Annotated in this window: 13 protein-coding genes and 1 pseudogene; 4 read left to right on the forward strand and 10 right to left on the reverse strand. The window is 69.0% G+C overall.

The window, feature by feature from the left end:
• Positions 1-27: 27 nt before the first annotated feature.
• The 5 genes and pseudogenes from BLV94_RS39050 to BLV94_RS39070 form a co-directional block, all read right to left on the reverse strand.
• Positions 28-2316: an ATP-binding protein gene (locus tag BLV94_RS39050; protein WP_244163761.1), complete on the reverse strand. Its 2289-nt coding sequence runs from the start codon at positions 2314-2316 to the stop codon at positions 28-30.
• Positions 2313-2918, reverse strand: a complete 606-nt coding sequence (locus tag BLV94_RS39055; protein WP_072945834.1) for a DUF4194 domain-containing protein — start codon at positions 2916-2918, stop codon at positions 2313-2315. Before BLV94_RS39055 ends, BLV94_RS39050 begins: the two co-directional genes overlap by 4 nt.
• A pseudogene (locus BLV94_RS39060) lies at positions 2915-4410 on the reverse strand (DUF3375 domain-containing protein). The gene BLV94_RS39055 and the pseudogene BLV94_RS39060 overlap by 4 nt, the downstream one beginning before the upstream one ends.
• 15 nt (positions 4411-4425) lie before the next feature.
• Positions 4426-5745 (reverse strand): DUF2786 domain-containing protein, encoded by a 1320-nt coding sequence (locus BLV94_RS39065; protein ID WP_244163762.1) that lies wholly within the window; start codon positions 5743-5745, stop codon positions 4426-4428.
• Between the two features lie 90 nt (positions 5746-5835).
• Complete coding sequence (locus tag BLV94_RS39070) at positions 5836-9048, reverse strand: DEAD/DEAH box helicase (protein WP_072945839.1); 3213 nt, start codon at positions 9046-9048, stop codon at positions 5836-5838.
• A 134-nt stretch (positions 9049-9182) separates the two neighbouring features.
• Here BLV94_RS39070 and mddA point away from each other — a divergent pair, with 134 nt between their 5' ends.
• Complete coding sequence (gene mddA, locus BLV94_RS39075; protein ID WP_072945841.1) at positions 9183-9965, forward strand: methanethiol S-methyltransferase; 783 nt, start codon at positions 9183-9185, stop codon at positions 9963-9965.
• On the opposite strand, the gene BLV94_RS39080 is transcribed toward mddA, so the two are convergent.
• The 3 genes from BLV94_RS39080 to BLV94_RS39090 all read right to left on the reverse strand — a co-directional run bounded on the left by BLV94_RS39080 (position 9966) and on the right by BLV94_RS39090 (position 12801).
• On the reverse strand, positions 9966-10694 hold the full coding sequence (locus BLV94_RS39080; protein WP_072946142.1) for an SDR family NAD(P)-dependent oxidoreductase: 729 nt from the start codon (positions 10692-10694) through the stop codon (positions 9966-9968). It abuts the gene before it with no gap.
• A gap of 27 nt (positions 10695-10721) precedes the next feature.
• On the reverse strand, positions 10722-11210 hold the full coding sequence (locus BLV94_RS39085) for a hypothetical protein (RefSeq protein ID WP_072945844.1): 489 nt from the start codon (positions 11208-11210) through the stop codon (positions 10722-10724).
• A gap of 79 nt (positions 11211-11289) precedes the next feature.
• A complete protein-coding gene (locus BLV94_RS39090) occupies positions 11290-12801 on the reverse strand; it encodes an ATP-dependent DNA ligase (RefSeq protein WP_072945846.1) in 1512 nt (503 codons plus the stop codon).
• A 92-nt stretch (positions 12802-12893) separates the two neighbouring features.
• On the opposite strand from BLV94_RS39090, the gene BLV94_RS39095 reads away from it, so the two are divergent.
• Complete coding sequence (locus BLV94_RS39095; RefSeq protein ID WP_072945849.1) at positions 12894-14189, forward strand: NtaA/DmoA family FMN-dependent monooxygenase; 1296 nt, start codon at positions 12894-12896, stop codon at positions 14187-14189.
• Here BLV94_RS39095 and BLV94_RS39100 read toward each other — a convergent pair.
• Together BLV94_RS39100 and BLV94_RS39105 are read right to left on the reverse strand one after the other, a co-directional pair.
• Positions 14186-14968 carry a DUF427 domain-containing protein gene (locus BLV94_RS39100; protein WP_072945851.1) on the reverse strand — a complete coding sequence of 261 codons (783 nt, stop codon included), beginning with the start codon at positions 14966-14968 and terminating at the stop codon, positions 14186-14188. The two genes, BLV94_RS39095 and BLV94_RS39100, sit on opposite strands and share 4 nt — an antisense overlap.
• A gap of 45 nt (positions 14969-15013) precedes the next feature.
• Complete coding sequence (locus tag BLV94_RS39105) at positions 15014-15661, reverse strand: DUF998 domain-containing protein (protein ID WP_244163869.1); 648 nt, start codon at positions 15659-15661, stop codon at positions 15014-15016.
• Positions 15662-15791: 130 nt separating this feature from the next.
• Here BLV94_RS39105 and BLV94_RS39110 point away from each other — a divergent pair, with 130 nt between their 5' ends.
• Together BLV94_RS39110 and BLV94_RS39115 are read left to right on the forward strand one after the other, a co-directional pair.
• Entirely contained in the window at positions 15792-18701 is a 2910-nt protein-coding gene (locus tag BLV94_RS39110) for an FAD-binding and (Fe-S)-binding domain-containing protein (RefSeq protein ID WP_072945853.1), read from the forward strand.
• 1 nt (position 18702) lies between these two features.
• Positions 18703-19131, forward strand: a complete 429-nt coding sequence (locus BLV94_RS39115; RefSeq protein ID WP_072945856.1) for a pyridoxamine 5'-phosphate oxidase family protein — start codon at positions 18703-18705, stop codon at positions 19129-19131.
• The last annotated feature ends 83 nt before the right edge of the window (positions 19132-19214 follow it).

The raw sequence follows: 19214 nt of genomic DNA on the forward strand, positions 1-19214 counted from the left end.
CGAGTCTCGAGGGGGAATCTCGGTCGTTCACGGCCGAGAGGAAGTCAACCGGGCAGCCACCGCATCGGGAGCAGTCTCGCTCGCGTCGAGTTCGGCCTGCGCGATCCTCGCCTCGAGGTCCGTGAGCGCCGTCCGGTGCACCGTCAACGCTGTGTCCGCCTGACACCGGGCCGCGTCGGCCTCGTTCTCCGCCTTCTTCGCGAGCTCGAGGTCAGCCGACACCGCGGAATGCTCCGGGTTGTCCTGCCGCCAGGAGTCGAGGCGGCCGTCCACCGCGTCGACGGCAGCCTGCGCCGCGCTGACGTCGACATCCGCCCACTGCGCATCGAGGATGGTCTGTGCTGCGCGATTCTGCCGGGCGATCCGCTGATCCTCACGGTCCAGCGCGTCGAGTCGGCTCGTGACACCCGCGATCGTGACGTCGAGATCCGCGATTCGACGGCGAATGTCCTCGAGTTTGGTTTCGTTGTCGAATCCGAGAACCCACCGCCGCCGGTCGTCGATGCGGCTGCGGTCATCCTTCTCGTGCCGCTCCGTGGAGTGTTTGACCTGCCCGGCACGTGTCACGGCGCGGGCGTGATCCGCGAAGCCGGCCGCGGTGTCGACACATGCGTAGTCGTAGCGGTCCGCGAGATGGTGGTGGATCCACGGGGCGAGCGGACCGTCCGAGACCTCTACTCGGCGCACCAGCGACAGCGCCCCGGTCTTCGGCACCGTCGTCGGCGTGGCGCCGACCCGCACCCGGCGATACACGAGCCGCGCGCCGAGGTGGGTGGCGTCGACGGCCGCCGCGACCGCCGGATATACCTCCTCCGGGACGAGAAGGGTGCGCCCGAGGCCGCCGAGGACCCGCTCGATGGGGCCGGTCCACTCGGAGTGCTCGTCCCGGACCGCGATCAACTCGCCCGCGAACGGCACGGCGTCATCGGGGACGCCCGCGGCGGAACAGATCGACTCCCGGGCGCGCAGCAGTCCCGGATCGATATTGGAGCGTCGGCGGGCGATGATCTCCCGATCGGTGATGAGCTCCGCGCGCTCCTTCTGCGCGGTGCCGCGCCGTTCGGCGAGGGGATAGCGGTCACCGAACCGCTCCTCGTGGGTGGTGGACGCCTGGCGCAACTGATCCTCGAGTTGCCCGCGCAACCGCGCGAACTCTTCGGCGGTCCCGGGAACGGTTCCCTCCCAGGCCGACACCGCCTCGGCGATCCGATCCCGCCTGGCACGCACCCGGGCCAACGTCTTCAGTTCTGCGTCTTGCTGCGCGTGGAGGGTGGCCAGCCGGCCGCCCCCGATGCCCTCGAGTTTCACGGTCAGATCGAGGGTTTCCTGGCGGGCGCGTTCGGCCGCTGCCGTGGCCTCGTCCGCGCCCGACTCCAGCAGGGGAGTCAGGGCGCGGCGTTCGGTGCGATCACCGCACAGCAGCGACAGCGTCATCTCGGCGTGAACCGCCCCGAGATGCGCGTTCTCCTCCTCCGTGTCCTGCAACGACTCGAGGCCGCGGCGCCGCGTGTCGGCCAGGTCGACGAGCGGTGTGAGCATCTCGACCTGAAGCCGTGCGTCGACGACGACGCGGTGGGCCTCCTGCAGATCGTGGAACTGGTTGACCGCGCGCTCGGCCATTGCGAACGTGCTCGGGGTGTCGAGCATGTAGTCGCGGAACAACTGGTCGAGGCTGCCGAGGCTTTTCGCGGACAACGTGCGGTGCAGCAGTCGCTGCGCGCCTTCCGTCGAGATGCCCAGGCGGGAGCGGAAACTGCGGGCGAACGGCGCGTAAGTCGGGTTGACGGCCGCCTCCGGCCACCGCTTACGGATTCCCCTCGTGTCGATACCGCGGGCCATGAACGCGCTGAAATCCGTCAGGTCCAGTTCGTGATCGAGAATGAGATGGAGGTGGCTGACATCGCCCGCCGCGTTCTGCCCCCGCCCGAGTTGCATGAGCTTGACGAGGGTGATCGGCGGATCGTCGGTGCCCGCGCGGTAGGTCAGGGCGATGCCGCTCCACGTCGCACCGGTCCGCAGGTACGAGGCGACCAGCCCCTCCGTGTCCGCGCCCGCCTCCCGCCGCCACGCACCCCGGATGTACGTGACGAAGTTGCGTCCCGAGTTCGTGGCCTCCTGCGCGGCCGCGTTGAACCGCAGCTGATTGCCCGGGACCAGCACCGCCGAGATGGCATCGATGAGCGTGGACTTGCCGGAGCCGGAATTGCCGGTGATCAGGAAACCCTTGCGGGCCACCGCGAGATCGTGGTGGCCGTGCAACGTCCCCCAGTTGACGACCTGCACGCGCGCGAGTCGGCGTTGACCGGGATGGATCACGGTGTGCCCTCCTCCAGAATCCGCCGGAACTCCGCCTCGACGAGAGCGACCTGTTCGGCGTCGAACAGCTGCCGCAACACCGGGGAGACCTCCATCCGATCGTCGGTCGAGGTCTTCGTGAGCAGCGAATACTTGTCGAGTTTCTTCCACGACGCGTTGATGCGCTTCGCGTAGCCGGCGGGGTCGGTGTCGCTCGCCGCGCGATACATCTCGAGCTGTTCGCGCAGTTCGTCGAGATCGACGATCACCCGTTCACCCGGTTGCGCGCGCAGCAGTCGTTGGCGCAACGCGAGCAGCATGACCGTGTCCATGAAGGTCAGACGCTCGGTGCGCAGCACCGTGGGAGTGCTGGCGTCGCCGGTTTCGGCGGGGCGGGTGAACGCCAGCTCGTTCTCGTCGTCGATGACGAGAACGAGAAACACGTCGGCGAGCCGGGACCGGAGGAGGCGCTCGTCCCGGATCACCGCGCGCCACACCTCGGGATGCTTGGCCGCGGTGACGAGCGGGCCCTTGAGCAGCTGCACGAAGGCGCGCCGCGTCTCCACATCCAGTTCGCCGGTGTCTCCGGGGTACTGGCCGGGGGTCGTCGGCTCGTCGGTCATGTCGGGCTCCCCGTGGGTTCGAATGCCTGCCGGGTGGTGAACTCGTCGGCGGCCGGATCGAACAGGCGACGTCGAATCGTCGCCCGGCGTGCGACGCCGGCTCCCGACACCCACTGAATGTCCTCGGTGCCGTCGATCGCGTGCCCGTGGTGGGTGGCAAGGACCATCAATCCCACCGCGCTCGCGAGCCCCTGAGTGGCGGGGTAGTCGCGCAGGACATCACCGATCGTGGCGCGACCGTGCGCCCGCAGAGTGGCCGCGACGTTGTCGGACAATTCGTCCATATCGATCTCGGATTCTCGGACGAGCCTTCGGAGTTCGTCGAGATCGACGGTGCCGGCGTCGTGGGTGAGCACCGGTTCGGTGACGAGGTTGTCGGCGGGATTGTGCAGGCGAAGAGCTGCGACCGATTCGATGGTCATACCCACGCGCACCAGGTCGAGGTCGAGCAGGTCGTAGGGCCTACGACGTCTGGCCACGGCGACGGCACTCTGCTGCGCGGTGCGCAGCAACCGCTGCAGCCGGCGGTGTTCCTGGTAGTGACGTGACTGGACGAAATGACGCAACGACCGGGACAGTGAGGTCATCGTCGAATGCACCTCGGAGCCTGCCGTTTCCATCTCCGTCAGCAACGTCCGGAACCGTAATCTCTGATCGGTGGTCAGCATCGCGGCGAACGGCCGCTGCAGCACCGCGTCGATCCACTCGTCGATCTGCGACGACCGGGCCGGATCGAGAATCATGTCGTAGAACGCGGTGAAGCTGCGGCCGGCATCGGAGTCCCCGATCAGGTCGACGCCGCGGAACACATCTCCCAAAGTGTCGCCGCGGTCACCGTCGTCGTCGAGGATGCGCGCCCGCAGATCACGGTTGAGTTCCTCGAGTTCGGCGCGGACCCGGGCGAAGTCCGCAGGGACCTCCGAGGCCAGCGCGAGAATCTCCGCGGAACGCTCGACGGCACGATCGCCGTCGAGGACCGGGAACACCCCCGACTCCACCGCCGCGATCTGCTGATCGATCGCCGCCCGTTCGGTCAGCAGCGCGGTGAGGCGAGTTTCCGTGCGCGGATCGGAATCCCGGGCCAGAGCCTGCAACTGGGTGGAGAGCGTGGTCAGGCGGGATTCGGTGGCCGAACTCGCCGACTGGTGAAATTCGCGACGAACGCCATCGCGGCGAACGCGCCCTCGGTCGGTTCCAGAGTCTCTTCACGGGTACCGGCCGCCGCTCGGCGGAGCAGATAACCGGACCGCACCCACTCGGTGCAGTACGCCTGACCGGTGCGCGGGAAGTCGAGGCCCTCGTCGCGCATCGTCTGAAGGTCGGAGTCCAAGCGGGCGAACAGTTCCGGAGCCGGGAGGCGTCGGGTCCCGCGATCGAAGTGCCGGCCCAGCAGCGCCAGAATCGCCGGCGCCGTGTCGGCCCGCAGCAGCGTCCACGCGGCGTGGTCCTGGCGCAGGCGAAGAAGCCGATGGACGTCGGCGGTGATGGACATCGGACTCCTCTCGGTTCAGCCGGTGATGCGTTCCCGGCCGCCGGTCAGGTCGGCCAGCTCGGCGGCCACACGCCCCGCCTGCCAGCCGTGCTCATTGGTGATCGAATGCGACGTCGTGACGACCGAGGGGAACTGCTCCTCGAACACCGAACCCACCGCCTCGCTGCGCTCGGCCATGATCGGCACCAACTCCTTGCCGTACTGACTGGACGCGTCGCGGCCGGCCTGTTCCCGGGCGATCGTGAGCCGTTCCCCGATCCGGGTGGCAAACGCGAGGAGGAACGAGCGACGGAAGCTGGGTGAGCGTTTCACCCGATCACCGCCCGCCTCGCTCAACGCGTGGGACGCCTGAACGAGCAGCGAGGTGAACAGCATTTCGCTGAGATCCAGATCGACGGGCATCCCGACCATGCTGACGAGGCCGAATCGTTGGTGCCAGAGCACGCGCACATTGTTGGTCTTCGCCACACAATGCAGCAACTGCACCTTCGCTTCGGGGTACGGATTGTCGACGAGCAACCGGCGGGTGACCACCTGATCGGTCAGCGAGGTGTGTGCATGCGCGTCGATCACGGCGCTGTCGATCGCATACCGGGTCATCAGATCCTGCGCCTTCGCCGAAAGGGTCTCCGCTTCCTCGGCGAACGTGGTCGCTTCGGCCTTGGCCAGCAGGCCGCGGATGCGGGAGAGCACCTTGGGTTCGGCCCCACGCTTGGCGGGCCGCGACGCCGCCGCCCCGGTCACCCAGTTCGGTGGTGTGGCCATCAGCGGCGTGAGGGGGGCCAGGTAGTTGCAGAAGCCGAGGAGCGACAGGATCGCCGTCCAGGTGGCCGTCGTCTCGGCGTTCTCTGCCGCACGCCAGGCGGACAGTCGACCGCGGGCAGGTGCGTCGTCGGCGCCGATGTTCAGCTCGTCGAGCTGCTCGCGCCACGGCTCCGGGGCACTCTTGTGTGCCGAGGTGCGGCCGGCATGGGAGCCGATCGCCGCGACCGTCAGCCGGGCGGTGCGCGCACCGAATTCCCGGCGCACCGCGTGCACCAACTCGGCCGGCTGCCACCCCGAGGCGAACGCGTGGTCCATCGACGCGTCGAGTAATTGCGAGACCCGGTCCAGGGCAGCGCCGGCAACGGGTGAACCCTCGAGCTCCGCCAGGTCGTCGACCGTCCGGCGCAGCGACTCCGCATTCGCCGACGGCCCGAACGCGAACTCGATTCCCGCGAAGATCAACGATCCGGCGTCGATCTCGGCACGGAACTCACGATGTTGCCGGGCACCGCCGCGTTGCTGCTTCTTACGTTTGCGTGCGGCCCGGTTCTGCTGGCTGTTGCGGCTCACAGCGCCCTCCTCGCTCGGTGTGAACAATTGCGTTCCTATCAGGACTCCCCGACAGCATCGGGGGTCCGAAGCGAGGCGCGTCGGCCCGCGTCACTCGAACAACCCGCGGAGGTCGTCGGCGTCGAGGCTGGAGCTGAGCAGGGAGTCGGCGTCCATCACACTCGCGAACAACGCCGACTTCTTCGCCTTCAGCGCCATCACCTTGTCTTCGATCGTGTCCTTCGCGATCAGGCGATACACCATCACGTTGCGGGTCTGCCCGATCCGGTGCGCCCGGTCCACGGCCTGCGCCTCGGTGGCCGGGTTCCACCACGGGTCGAGGATGAAGCAGTAATCGGCCTCCGTGAGGTTCAGCCCGAAGCCGCCGGCCTTGAGGCTGATGAGGAACACCGGGGCGGCGCCCTCCTTGAACTCGCGGAGAACGTCGCCGCGACGACGGGTGCTGCCGTCGAGGTAGCTGTGCGCGACGCCGGCGTCCGCGAGTCGGTCGCGGATCTTGCCGAGGAACCCGGTGAACTGGCTGAACACCAGCGCCCGGTGACCGCCCGCGACGACGTCGGTGAGCTGCTCGAGCAGGGCGTCCACCTTCGCGGACGGGACGTCGTGGTATTCGTCGTCCACCAGACCGGCGTCGAGGCTCAGCTGCCGCAGCAGCGTGAGCGACTGCAGGATCGTGAAGCGGTTCTTGTCGACGTCGGCGAGCAGACCCAGGATCTTCTGCCGCTCACGCTGCAGATGGGTGTCGTAGACCTTGCGGTGCCGCGGGTGCAGCTCGACGTCGAGCACCTGCTCCTGCTTCGCCGGAAGATCCTTCACCACTTGCTCTTTGGTGCGGCGCAGCATCAGCGGCTTCACGCGGCGGCGCAGCTGTGCCAGAAGCTCCGTATCGCCCTGCTTCTCGATCGGTTTGCGGTAGTAGTCGGTGAACCGGGCCGGATTCGGGAACAGCCCCGGGGCGGTGATCGACAGGAGCGACCACAGCTCCATCAGGTTGTTCTCCATCGGCGTGCCGGTGATCGCCAGCTTGAACGGAGTCTCGAGTCGGCGGACGCACTGGTAGATCTTGGACTGATGGTTCTTGGTGAACTGCGCCTCGTCGAGGATCAACCCCGACCACACCGACTCCGCATAGGCGTCGAACTCGAGGCGGAACAGGGTGTACGACGTGACGACGATGTCGGCACCCCGGACCAGTTCGTTCAGCGGAACCTTGCGTCGTGTCAGGGTGTCGGAGATCGCGACGACGGTCGCGCCGGGGGCGAAGCGGGCCGATTCGGACTCCCAGTTCGACACGACACTGGTGGGGGCGATGATGAGGAACGACGGCGCGTCCGGATTCGACTGCCGCGCATGGCAGATCAATGCCAGTGCCTGCAGCGTCTTGCCGAGTCCCATGTCGTCGGCGAGGATGCCGCCGAGCCCGTGCTCCCACAGGAAGCTCAGCCAGCGGAACCCCTCCAGCTGGTACGGGCGCAGCCGGGCGTCGAGCGTGCTCGGAACGTCCGCGGGCCCGACGGTGGTCGGGGCCATCAGTCCGTCCACCTGCTGCCGCCACTGCGTCGACTGCTTCTCGACGGTGCCGAGCGCGGCGAACTCGTCCCACAGGCTCGCCTGGAAACGGCTCAACCGCAACGACCCGTCCGCGCGTTCGCGGAGAGCCCGCGCCTCGTCGATCAGCTTGCGCAGCGTGTGGAGCTCGGGTTTGTCGAGGGAGAAGTAGGCGCCGTCGGGCAGCAGTAGTTCGGTCTTCCCAGCGGTCAGCGCCGAGAAGACCTGGTCGAACGGAACGTCCCGGCCCTCCACTGAGAGGGTCACGCCGAGGTCGAACCAGTCGGTGCCGCCCTCGGATTCGGTGACGGACACCCCGATGACCAGGGAGTCGCCGGCCTCCCGGTAGTCGGCCGCTTCGCCCGACACATCGATCGACACGTCGGACTTGCCGTGGAGCAGAGGCAGGACCTCGGTGGTGAACCGCATCGTGTCGAGTCCGCGCAACGCCGTCGACTCCGGGCCGCTCGACCCCAACCCGTACCTGTCCCAGGCGATGTCGAGTTCGTCGAGCAGTATGCGTTCGCGGGCGTCGTCCCGATACTCGTCGCCGGGGGTCCGGGCCGAGAGCGGCGCGCGATGCTCGTCGTCCCCGACGGTGTACAGCCACTCCCAATCGACGGTGACCTCATGGTCGGGGAGATACGACGCCCGCATCACCAGGGTGGGCTCGGAGATCTCGGGTGGGACGAACGAGCCGTCCGAGGAGATGACCGTGGCGAGGTTGCGCAACTTCGGCAGGAAGTCCGTCAGGAAACGGGACTGCTCGGCGGCGGGAACCTCGATGGGTGTGCGGCGGCGCACCAGGTCCTGCAGGGGAGCGGGGACGGTCGCGTCGAGCCGGGCGAGATGTATGCGGTCGTCCGCGTCGACGTAGAACAGGCCGTGGGCCCGGACGCCAATGAAGCCGACGGTCGCTGCGTCGACGGGTCGACCGTCGATCCGGACCACCGGCTGCACCACGAGAGAGCCCGTGGCCTCGTCGCGGGTGGCGTCGAGGCAGACCTCGGCCGTGCGGTAGGGGCCGAGCGCGCCCAGACGCTTGGAGGAGTGGATGAGCTCGACACCAACCCGGGCCGCCTCGTCGAGCAGCGACCACAGCTGGCGGCTGGCGAAGACCCCGAGGTCGACATCGGTGTAGTTCTGGCGGCGATAGGTCAGACCCCCGTCGGCCAGCAGGTGGATCTCGTGCAGCACCCGGATCTGCTCGGCGGGATGCTGGAACTGGCTGCCCAGCTTGTTCCACGCCAGCCCGCCGACGATCCAGCCCCTGCTGCCCGGCTGGACGGGCCGTACCAGCAACCGAGGTGCCGCGCCGGCAGCCGACGCCTGCACCCGGAACTGGATGGCGAGCGGCGAGCGTCCGCCGGAGTCGCCGAACGGATCGGCGGTGAGGAGGGAACCGAGGGAGCGTTCCCAGGTGGGCGCGACCGCCGCCTGGGCCTCGGACCTCGCCTGCATCATCGCGGTGATCAGCAGGGCGGCGACGTGCTTGCAGTTCATGCCGACCGGACACGTGCAGATCCCGTACCGGTACACGGTGCGGCCACCGCTGGAGACGACGAACGCCGACGCGGAGTACGGCTCCCTCGCCGTGCCCGCCACCTCGCCCCACAGCTCCTTGGCCGCCAGATCCCACGACATCTCGATGACCGCGTGGTCGCGGGCGTACTGCTCGCCGCGGCGGTACGTGGTGGTGCCGAGGACCGCCTTGATCGACGCCATATCGATGTCGGGCAAGTCCCCGGGAAGCATGGCCACAGAGTAGTCAACCGCTCCGACAGGTCCCCGGGGTGCGGTGAGTCCCACCCCAGGGTTACTGGTCGCGCCCGTCGCGCGGCCGGAGACTTCGGTGCGTCGGGGGAAACCCATGGATCGGAGAGAACATCATGGCCGAGATGGTCGAAGCACCGCAGAAACACCGCACCGGCGGCGTCGCCAGAACACTGATCACCGTGTACGGAACGGTCGTGTACGTCACGTTCCTGGTCGTGTTCCTCTACGCGATGGGATGGGTCGAGGGCCTCGTCGTGCCCCACACGATCAACGACGGACCCGCCGCCCCCGTCGCGGTCGCGGTGGTCGTCGACGTGGCGCTACTCATGATTTTCGCCATGCAGCATTCGGTGATGGCCAGGCCCTGGTTCAAGAAGCGCTGGACGAAGATCGTCCCGGAACCGATGGAGCGCTCGACCTACGTACTGTTCGCCACGGCCGCTTTGGCGCTGATGATGTGGCAATGGCGTCCGCTGCCCGACCAGATCTGGCACGTGGAGACGAGCTGGGTCCGCGTCGCGATCTTCGCCGTGTCGCTCGGCGGATGGGCCCTCGTGCTGGCCGCGACGTTCGCCATCGACCACTTCGATCTGTTCGGGGTGCGTCAGGTGCTGCGAAATCAGAGCGGGAAGTCGGCTCTGCCCAGCCACTTTCGGACACCCGTGCTGTACCGGGTGATCCGGCACCCGCTGTACGCCGGTTTCATCATCGCGTTCTGGGTCGCGCCGACCATGACCTGGGGCCGGCTGCTGTTCGCCGTCGGGACCACCGGCTTCATCCTGGTCGCTGTGCGTTTCGAGGAACACGACCTGATCGACACGTTCGGCGACGACTATCGCACCTACCGCACGCGGGTGCCGATGCTCGTCCCGAGGTGCGGCGCAAAGCCGAGGTAGTCACAGACCGCCGGCGACGGCGATGGTCGTGGCGGTGACGTAGGACGCCTGGTGGGACAGGGCCCACAGCACCGCCTCGGCGATCTCCTCGGGTGTCGCGACCCGGCCGAGGGGGATCCGACCGGCGACCCGTTCGGGTCGCCCCGGGTCGCCCGCGGCCGCGTGGATGTCGGTGTCGGTGGTGCCGGGAGCGACGCCGACGACCCGGATGTTCGCGCTCGCCAGTTCCCGCCCGAGCCCCGTGGTGAGACTGTCGACGGCCGCCTTCGAGGCCGCGTAGCCGACGTATTCGCCGGGTGCCCCGGTTCCCGCCGCGACCGAACTGAGGTTGACGAGCACGCCGGGGCGCCCCTCCCGGACCCAGTGTTCGGCCGCCGCGCGGGCGTAATTGATCGTTCCGAACACGTTGACGTCGAACACCTCCCGCAGCGACGCGTCCGTGGTGGTGAGGAAGGTGCCGAGCGGACCGGTGGTCCCCGCATTGTTGACCACCGCGGTCAGTTGCCCGCGCTCGTCGGCCGCGCCCACCACGGCCGCGGCCAGTGCGGCGTCGCGCACATCGGCACGCACGGCGGTGGCGCGGATCCCGCACTGGTGCACGAGGTGGGCGGCGGCCTCGTCGTCGTTCTGATAGGTGAACGTCACCTGATAGCCGCGATGGACGGCCAGGCGCACGACGGCGGCGCCGATGCCGCGCGATCCACCGGTGACGAGGATGTGTTCGCTCACCATACGAGCGTATCCGGGTGGGCGCGGTCAGCGCGTGGGCCTGCCGAACGTGATGCTCGGCGCCGTCACCGTGATCGACGCGATGCGGACCGTGAGACCGGGGGCGGGCGGCGGTTCGGCGTCGATGACGGTGGGGTGATAGTCGACCTGCTCGGGCACCGGTCGGGCCGGTGAGAAGACACTCCGGACCACCCCCATCGGCGTGCGGGCGATCGCGTCGGCCGACTGCTGGATCTGCTCGAGTGTCCGGAACATCGTGTCGACATTGTCGGACTGCCTGCCCGTGCTCACGGCCTCGACCACCGGCCGCATCGTCCGCAGCAGGAACACGACCTCTTCGAGCAGTTCCTCGGTGAGCCGGAGGATGCGGAACGACGTCTTTCCGACCTCGATCGGCACGGTGACCGTACACACGGCGACCCGGACGGGACCCTCCGCCGCCTCGGCCGCCCTCCGGTACGCGTCCTCGACCACCGGGGCGACACACGACGGCACGAAGCGGGAAACGAATGTCACTGGTCGACCCCCTCGCGGCACGGCGACTTGGCTTGCCGGGGAGGCTACCGCCCCGGCGGGCGCCACGCAGGACGAGCGCTCACCCCGGCAGCAGGGCGCGGACGGCGTCGATGGTGTCGGCGTCGGCGGCCGCCTTGTCGGGGCGATACCGCAGCACGCGCGCGAACCGCAGGGCGAGCCCGCCGGGGTAGCGGGAACTGACCTGGACGCCGTCGAGTTCGATCTCCACGACGAGGTCGGGGTGCAGGTACACGGTGTGGTCGTCGCGGCGGCGTTCGTGGCGGGGGAATTCGTCCGTCTGCCACTGCAGCAGCGCGTCGGTGAGGCCCTTGAACGTCTTGCCCACCATGATCGGTGCGCCGCCGTCCGGGTCGCGCGCCCCGAGGTGCAGATTGGACAGGTATCCGGTGCGCCGCCCGTACCCCCACTCCGCGCCGAGCACCACCAGATCGAGGGTGTGCTCCGGTTTCACCTTCTGCCAGGCGCGGCCACGTCGTCCCGCCGCGTACGGGGCGGTGAGCGACTTGACCATCACACCCTCGTGCCCGGCGGCGAGTGCGTCGTCGAAATGGGTTGCGGCCCCCTCGCTGTCGGGGCGGATCAGGCCGGGGATGCGGTGTTGCGGGGCGACCCGTTCCAGCGCGTCCAACCGCTGCTCCAGCGGAGCGTCCAGCAGGTCGATGCCGTCGAGATGCAGGCAGTCGAAGAAGTACGGGTGCAGCAGCAGGTCGCGGGAGGACTCGGCGCCGAAGCGGCTCATCGTCTCCTGGAACGGCCGGGGCCTGCCGCTGTCGGTGAGCGCCAGCGTCTCCCCGTCGAACACCGCCGACGTACACGGCAGGCCCGCGACGAGTTCGACCAGTTCCGGCACGCTGCCGGTGATCTCACGCAGGGTGCGAGTGAAGATGTGCACCTCGTCGCCGTTGCGGTGCACCTGGATGCGGGCCCCGTCGAGTTTGTATTCGACGCTGACATCACCGCCGAGTTCGGTCCACGCGTCGGTGAGTGATTCGGCGGGGGAGGCCAGCATGGGCCGGATCGGACGACCCACCTCCAGCCGGAACGCGGTGAGCGCGTCCACGCCACCGTCGAACGCCGCGACCGCCGTTGCGGGCAGCCGTCCCGACAACATGAACGCCCGGCGCACCGGTTCGACGGGAAGATCGGCGGCCGCCGCGATCGCGTCCGTCATCACGCCCTCCAGTGCGCCCTGGCGGAGGTCGCCGGTGACCAGCCGGATCAGGAAATCCCGCTCGTCGGTGGTGGTGCGGGAGAACAGGTCCGCGAGCAGTTCACGCCTGCGTACCGCCGACCCGGAGCCGGTGACCTCGGCGACGGCGGAGACGGTCCCGTCGACCTCGGACACCGTGACGGACCCGACGTCGACGGGCGTCGCCGGAATGTCCGCGACTGTCCGCCAGCCGATTCCGATGCGGCCCTGCCTGAGTTCCCCGGACAGCCACGCGACCACCGGTTCCACCTCGGACGGCTCCAGCCGGGTGAGGACCTCGCGGAGCGCCCCGACCTTCACCTTGCGCGACCGGGTGGCACCCACGTCCCGGGACGTCGCGACGATCTGCGAGAACAGCACACCCCGACGGTAGCGGGACGGTGTCGTGGGCGGTCAGAATCCGGCTGATCCGAACGCTGGGCCGACCGGCCCGCCGTCCCTAGGCTGGGCGAATGAGTACTGCGCGACGCCGCCCACTGAAGACGGTGACGGGAGTCAGCGGCGCCGTCAGCACCTATGCGGCGGCGATCGACCCGCAGCAGTCGACCGTCGCCTCCTCGATCGAGATCGCGAAGATCGCGGAGGCAAACAAGTTCGACGCGCTGTTCGCCGCAGACCTCCTCAGTTTCGGGGCGCAGGGCGCGATCGGCGCGCAGGAACCGCTGATCTTCCTGTCCGCGCTGAGCGCCGTGACCTCGCACGTCGGGCTGATTGCGACGGTGACCACCACGTTCCACCACCCGTACAACCTCGCGCGGCTGTTCGGCACCCTCGACCACGTGAGCAACGGTCGCGCGGCGTGGAACGCCGTGACGTCGTCGCTGGGTGAGGAGAACTACAGCGACCTCGACCTCCCCAGCCCCGAGGAGCGGTACGCCCGCGCGACGGAATCCCTCGAAGTCATCAACGCACTGTTCGACAGCTGGGAACCCGGGGCGCTCACGTCCGACGGAGCCGGAGGAACCAGACTCGACGCCGACCGGGTGCGGCCGATCGACTACGCGGGCACCTATTTCACGGTGAAGGGTCCGCTCAACATCCCGCCGCTGCCGCAGCGCCGGCCCGTGCAGTTCCAGGCCGGCCAATCCACGGCCGGCGTGGAGCTCGGTGCCCGCTTCGCGGAGGTGGTGTTCACATCGCTGCCCACCCTCGAGGACGCCGTCACCTACACCAAGAGCATCCGGGCGCGGGCCACGGAACTCGGCCGCGCCGACGGACTGCCCCTGATCATGAGCTCGTTCCACGCCACCTACGGCGCGTCCGAGGACGAGGTGCGCCGGCTCGTCCGGGAGCAGGAGGAGGCCACCGACCTCGACGCGGGCCGGATCCGGCTCGAGGACATGTTCGGTGGCGACATCGACCTGTCCGGGTTGCCGCTCGACAAGCCGATCCCGGCCGACGTCCTGCCCGACGTCCACTCGGTGAACCGTCGCCGCGGCCGGGTCGAGATCTTCAGCCGTCTCGCCGCGTCCGGGCGGACGCTGCGTGAGCTGATCATCGCGTCCAAAGACACCGGCCACTGGGCGGTCGCGGGAACACCCGAGCAACTCGTCGACGCCGTACAGGAACGCTACGACGCCGGTGTTCTCGACGTCATCTCCCTCGGCGGGCTCGCCGACGAACGAACCCGGGACTTCGTCGTCAACGGGTTGCTGCCCGAACTGCGGCGACGCGGAATCGTCGGCGACGACTACGTGGGCGGCACGTTCCGGGACAACCTCGAACTGCCGCCGCTGCCGGCCCGCTAGTTCTCCACCGGTGTGCCGTCGACGACGATCCGCACACGGTCCGGGTAGAACGAGACGTGGTCGTCGATGCCCGACGCCTCCGCGGTGGTGAACGGGTAGAACCAGGCGGCGTCCTCCACCGGATCGGTGCTCTCGGACCCGGTGAACGACAGATACGACGCCGTCCCCTTGTACGGGCAGGACGTCCTGGTATCGGAGGCGGTGAAGAACTCGGACCGCACGTCGATGCGGGGAATGTAGTAGCGCACCGGCAGTGACGTCTCGAACAGCAGTCGCGGGCGGACCGTGTCGGCGACCAGGGTGTCGCCGACGAAGACCGCCACGTGCCGGGACGACGGCAGCACGTCCACGCGGACGTACGGGTCGCGGGCGTGGACGAACACCTGCTGATCCTCCTCGTACCAGGCGTCCATCCGGTGCCAGTAGAACGCGACGTACGCGCTGAGGTCGAGGGAATCCGCGAGTTTCTCGTCGTAACCCCACACCGACTGCTCGGCACGACGGTCGCCGACGACGAGATCCCAGTACCGCGCCTTGCCCTTCCACGGGCAGGTGGTGGTCGCGTCGACGGGCTCGAGGACGTCGAAGTTCACGTCGTCGCGGGGAATGTAATAGACGGGCAGGTGTCCCTTCTCGAACAGGTACACCGACCGGGTGGTGTCGGCGACCGCCTGACCGCCGAAGAACACCCGGAGGCGCTTGCGATTGGGTTCGATCGAGATGCGGCCGTTCTCCGCGACCTGCTGAGAAGCGGCGGCATGCGTGAGGGCTGTGGACATCACTCCATGGTGGCACCTTCGGCGCCCCGTGCGCCTTTTTGGTAGTCAGAGCAACCAGAACGGCGCACGGGCGCGAAGCGCACTGAACCCGGCGGTCACGACCCACACCGTGAACGGGTACAGGGCCAGGCGTTCGGTGATCCCGAACGGTCCCTCGCGGAGGAGGATCGCCGCCATCCCGACGATCCCGACCAGGCAGCACAGGCCTGTCCACAGTGCGAAGAGGCGCCACCGCCCGTACAGCCCGATCGCGACGACGATCATGGCGGCGTTGCGCGCGACGAACGTCGGGGTCGCGACGACCTGGTGGAGGTGGGCGTCCACGTCGATCGGAACCACGCCGGTCAGCGCGGCGCTGACAGCGGCCACACCGAACAAGGCCAGCGCGACGCGGCGGAGGAGGCCGGGTGGGAGGAACTCGCGCAGGCACACCGCCCCGACGAGGATGAGCACCCCGGTCAGCACGAAGGCGCTGTTGATCACCGTGTGCAGCGGCGAGCAGAGCCTGGTGGCAGCAGACCCGTCGCAGCCCGTGACACCCAGATTGCTGACGGAATTCGTCCGCACCCGGTACGGCCGCGGCCAGGCCCGCGCGGTCACGACCTCCGCGAGGAAATACAGGGCGATCAGCACCCACGCAGCGCCACCCACCCGCACGGCCAGCTGTCGCCGGGCGGGTGCAGACGTTCGCACGACGCTCACCCCTCCGTACCGTACCGGCTCACGGAGTGGATTGTTGACAATCTTCGGGGGCGGCTCGACGATGTAGCCATGGCCCCGCTGACGACGATTCCGGTTGCTGACTCCGAGGGCAGGGCTGCGCGTGGCTGAGCTGACGCGCCCCGCCGCCGAACTGCATGCCGAGCTCGCCGAGCTGGGCATCGACCTCGACACCGGAACGCGCCGGCGCGCCGAATACTCCTTCGACGCCTCCAATTACCGGGTGCCGCCGCTGGCCGTGGCGTTTCCGCACACGCCCGCCGACGTGGTGGCGATCGTGCGGGCCTGCACCGACCGCGGCATCCCCGTCACCAGCCGCGGCGGCGGCACGTCGCTCGCCGGCAACGCGATCGGCAGGGGAGTGGTGCTCGACTTCTCCCGGCACATGAACCGGGTACGGGCCGTCGACGCGTCCGCCCGCACCGCCGTCGTCGAACCCGGCATCGTGCTGACGGACCTGCAGAAGGACGTGCAACTGGCGACGGACGGCGCGTTCACCTTCGCGCCCGACCCGTCCAGCAAGTCCCGCGCGACGGTCGGCGGCGCCATCGGCAACGACGCCTGCGGCAACCACTCCGTCCGCTACGGCCGCACGTCCGATCACGTCGTCGCACTCGACGTGGTGACCGCGAGCGGGCACCGGCTGACCGCCACCCACGACGGGCTGCGGGCCACCGATCCCGACGACACGCCCGCGGTGGGCGAGGCCGCGCGGATCACCGCCGGACTCCACGAACTGACGCAGGAGCATCTCGGCGACTTCCGGCTCGAGCTCGGCCGCATCCCGCGCCAGGTATCCGGCTTTCACCTGGCGAACCTGTTGCCCGAGAACGGCTTCGACGTGGCCCGCGCGCTGGTGGGAAGCGAGGGGACGTGCGCGGTGATCGTGGCCGCGACCGTCGCGCTGGTGCCGGTGCCGTCCGCGGCGATGCTGCTGTGCCTCGGATACCACGACCTGGTGGACGCGGCCCGCGACAACGCGATCATCCTCGACTATTCGCCCGCCGCCATCGAGGGCATCGACTCGGCGATCGTCGACACCATGCGGCACCTCCGCGGCGCCGACTCCGTGGTCGGGCTGCCCGACGGTCAGGCCTGGCTGTACGTCGACCTCGACGGCGAGGACCTCGCGGAGGTCGAACTCCGCGGGGCAGAACTGGTCTCGAAGCTGCGTGCGGCCGGACGCCTCGTCGACTCGCGCGTCGTCGGGGACCCGGCGGAACGTGCGTCGCTGTGGAGGGTCCGCGAGGACGGCGCCGGACTGTCCGCCCGGCTCGTCGAGGGCGGCGAATCCTGGACGGGCTGGGAGGATTCCGCCGTCGCACCCGATCAGCTGGCCGACTACCTCGTCGACATCAAGGCGCTGCTCGCCGAATTCGACCTCACCGGGGTGATGTACGGGCACTTCGGCGCCGGCTGCATGCACATCCGTATCAACTTCGACCAGCGCACCGACGAGGGCCGGGACGTGATGTCGCGGTTCATCCACCGTGCCGCCGAACTCTGTGTGCGGTTCGGCGGATCGATGTCCGGTGAGCACGGCGACGGCCGCGCCCGGTCGGCGCTGCTGCCGATGATGTACACGCCCACCATGATGGCGGCGTTCGCCATGTTCAAACGCCTGTGGGATCCGGCGGCCGTGCTGAACCCCGGCAGCATCGTCGAGCCCGAACCGCTGCTCGGCAGCCTCGCCCTCGACGGCGTGAACCCGCGGGCCTGGCAGACCACCTTCGACCTCACCCCCACCAGCGACGTCCCCGTCGCACCGTTCGTCCACGCCGTCCAGGGCTGCATCGGGGTGGGCCGCTGCCGCGCGTCGACCGGCGGGGTGATGTGCCCCAGCTACCGCGCCACCGGGGACGAGAAGGACTCCACCCGGGGCCGGGCCCGCGCCCTGCAGGAGATGGTCCGCAACTCGCCGACCGTCGCTGACGGCTGGCGGTCCGAGGACGTCAAGGAATCCCTCGACCTCTGCCTGTCCTGCAAGGCCTGCTCCACCGACTGCCCCGTCGGCGTCGACATGGCCACGTACAAATCCGAGTTCCTCGACCACCACTACCGTGGCCGGGTGCGGCCGCTGTCGCACTACTCCCTCGGCTGGCTGCCGGTGTGGCTGAAGATCGCGGAACGCTCGGCGCCCGTGGTGAATCGGCTCACCGCCGGCCGGCTCGCGAAGGTCGCGGCCAGGCTGGGTGGTCTCACCCCGCACCGGTCGATGCCGGAGTTCGCGTCCCGCAAGCAGATCCGCCGCGAGGTCGGAGAGACGTCGCGGGCCGGCACCGCGGACGTCGTGATACTCGCCGACACGTTCACGCGTGGGTTCCGTCCCGAGGTGGTCGGGGCCGCGTCGCGGGTGCTCGCCGACGCGGGCCTGAGTTCGCAGTGCCGCAGCGACGTGTGCTGCGGGCTCACCTGGATCTCCACCGGACAGCTGAAGCAGGCCACCAAGACCCTCACCAGGGCCGCCGAACTCCTCGACGACGGCACCGACCGGCCCATCGTCGTCCTCGAACCGAGCTGCGCCGCCGCATTCCGGAAGGACCTGCCCGAACTCGTCCACACCGACGCCGCACGACGCGTCGCCGCCCGCATCCGCAGCTTCGCCGGTGCGGTGCTCGAACGCACCGAGTCCGGATGGAGCCCGAGCGTGCCGGTGCCCGAAGACGTCACCGTGCAGACGCACTGCCACGAATACGCGGTGTTCGGCGCGGCGGCCCAGCGGAAGGCACTGCAGGCCGTCGGGGTGCCGCGCGTGCGGGAAGCCACCGGATGCTGCGGCGTCGCAGGTAACTTCGGGTTCGAGGCCGACCACTACGACCTCAGCATGCAGGTCGCGGAGCAGGCACTCGCCCCCGCGCTGCGCGAGAGTCCCGAAGATGCCGTAATACTGACGGACGGGTTCAGCTGCCACATGCAGGTGCGGCAACTCGATCCGAACCGATCGTCGAAACACCTCGCCCAACTGCTCGACCCCGCACCACCGTCGAAACCCGATCACCAGAGCGGAGACTGAAATGTCGCAGTTGTCGATGACCAGTGACGAACGTCAGAAGTTCCTCGCCGACGTGCACGTGGGGGTGATCGCCGTCGACCGCGACGGACGCGCCCCACTTGCCGTGCCCATCTGGTACGGCTACGAGCCCGGCGGCCAACCGTACGTCTGGACCGGGCGCGGCTCGCTGAAGGAGCGGCTGATCCGCGCCTCCGGCCGCTTCAGCCTCGTCGCCCAGCACGAGAAGCCGCCGTACCGGTACGTCAGCGTCGAAGGTCCGGCGGAGTTCGACGAGGCACCCACCGCCGACATCGTCCGCGGACTCGCCGCTCGTTACCTCCCCGCCGACGAGGTCGACCCGTTCGTGGAGCAGGCGTACGACGACAACGCGATCATCATCCGGATGCGGCCGGAGCACTGGCTGAGCGTCGACTACGGTCAGGGCGCATAGCGCCCGTGCGCCTTTCTGGTAGCTGGAACAACCAGAAAGGCGCACGGGCGATTCGGTTCACGATGATTCTGACGATGGCGGGG

The sequence above is a fragment of the Rhodococcus koreensis genome, from assembly GCF_900105905.1.
Taxonomy (GTDB): Bacteria; Actinomycetota; Actinomycetes; order Mycobacteriales; family Mycobacteriaceae; genus Rhodococcus_F; species Rhodococcus_F koreensis.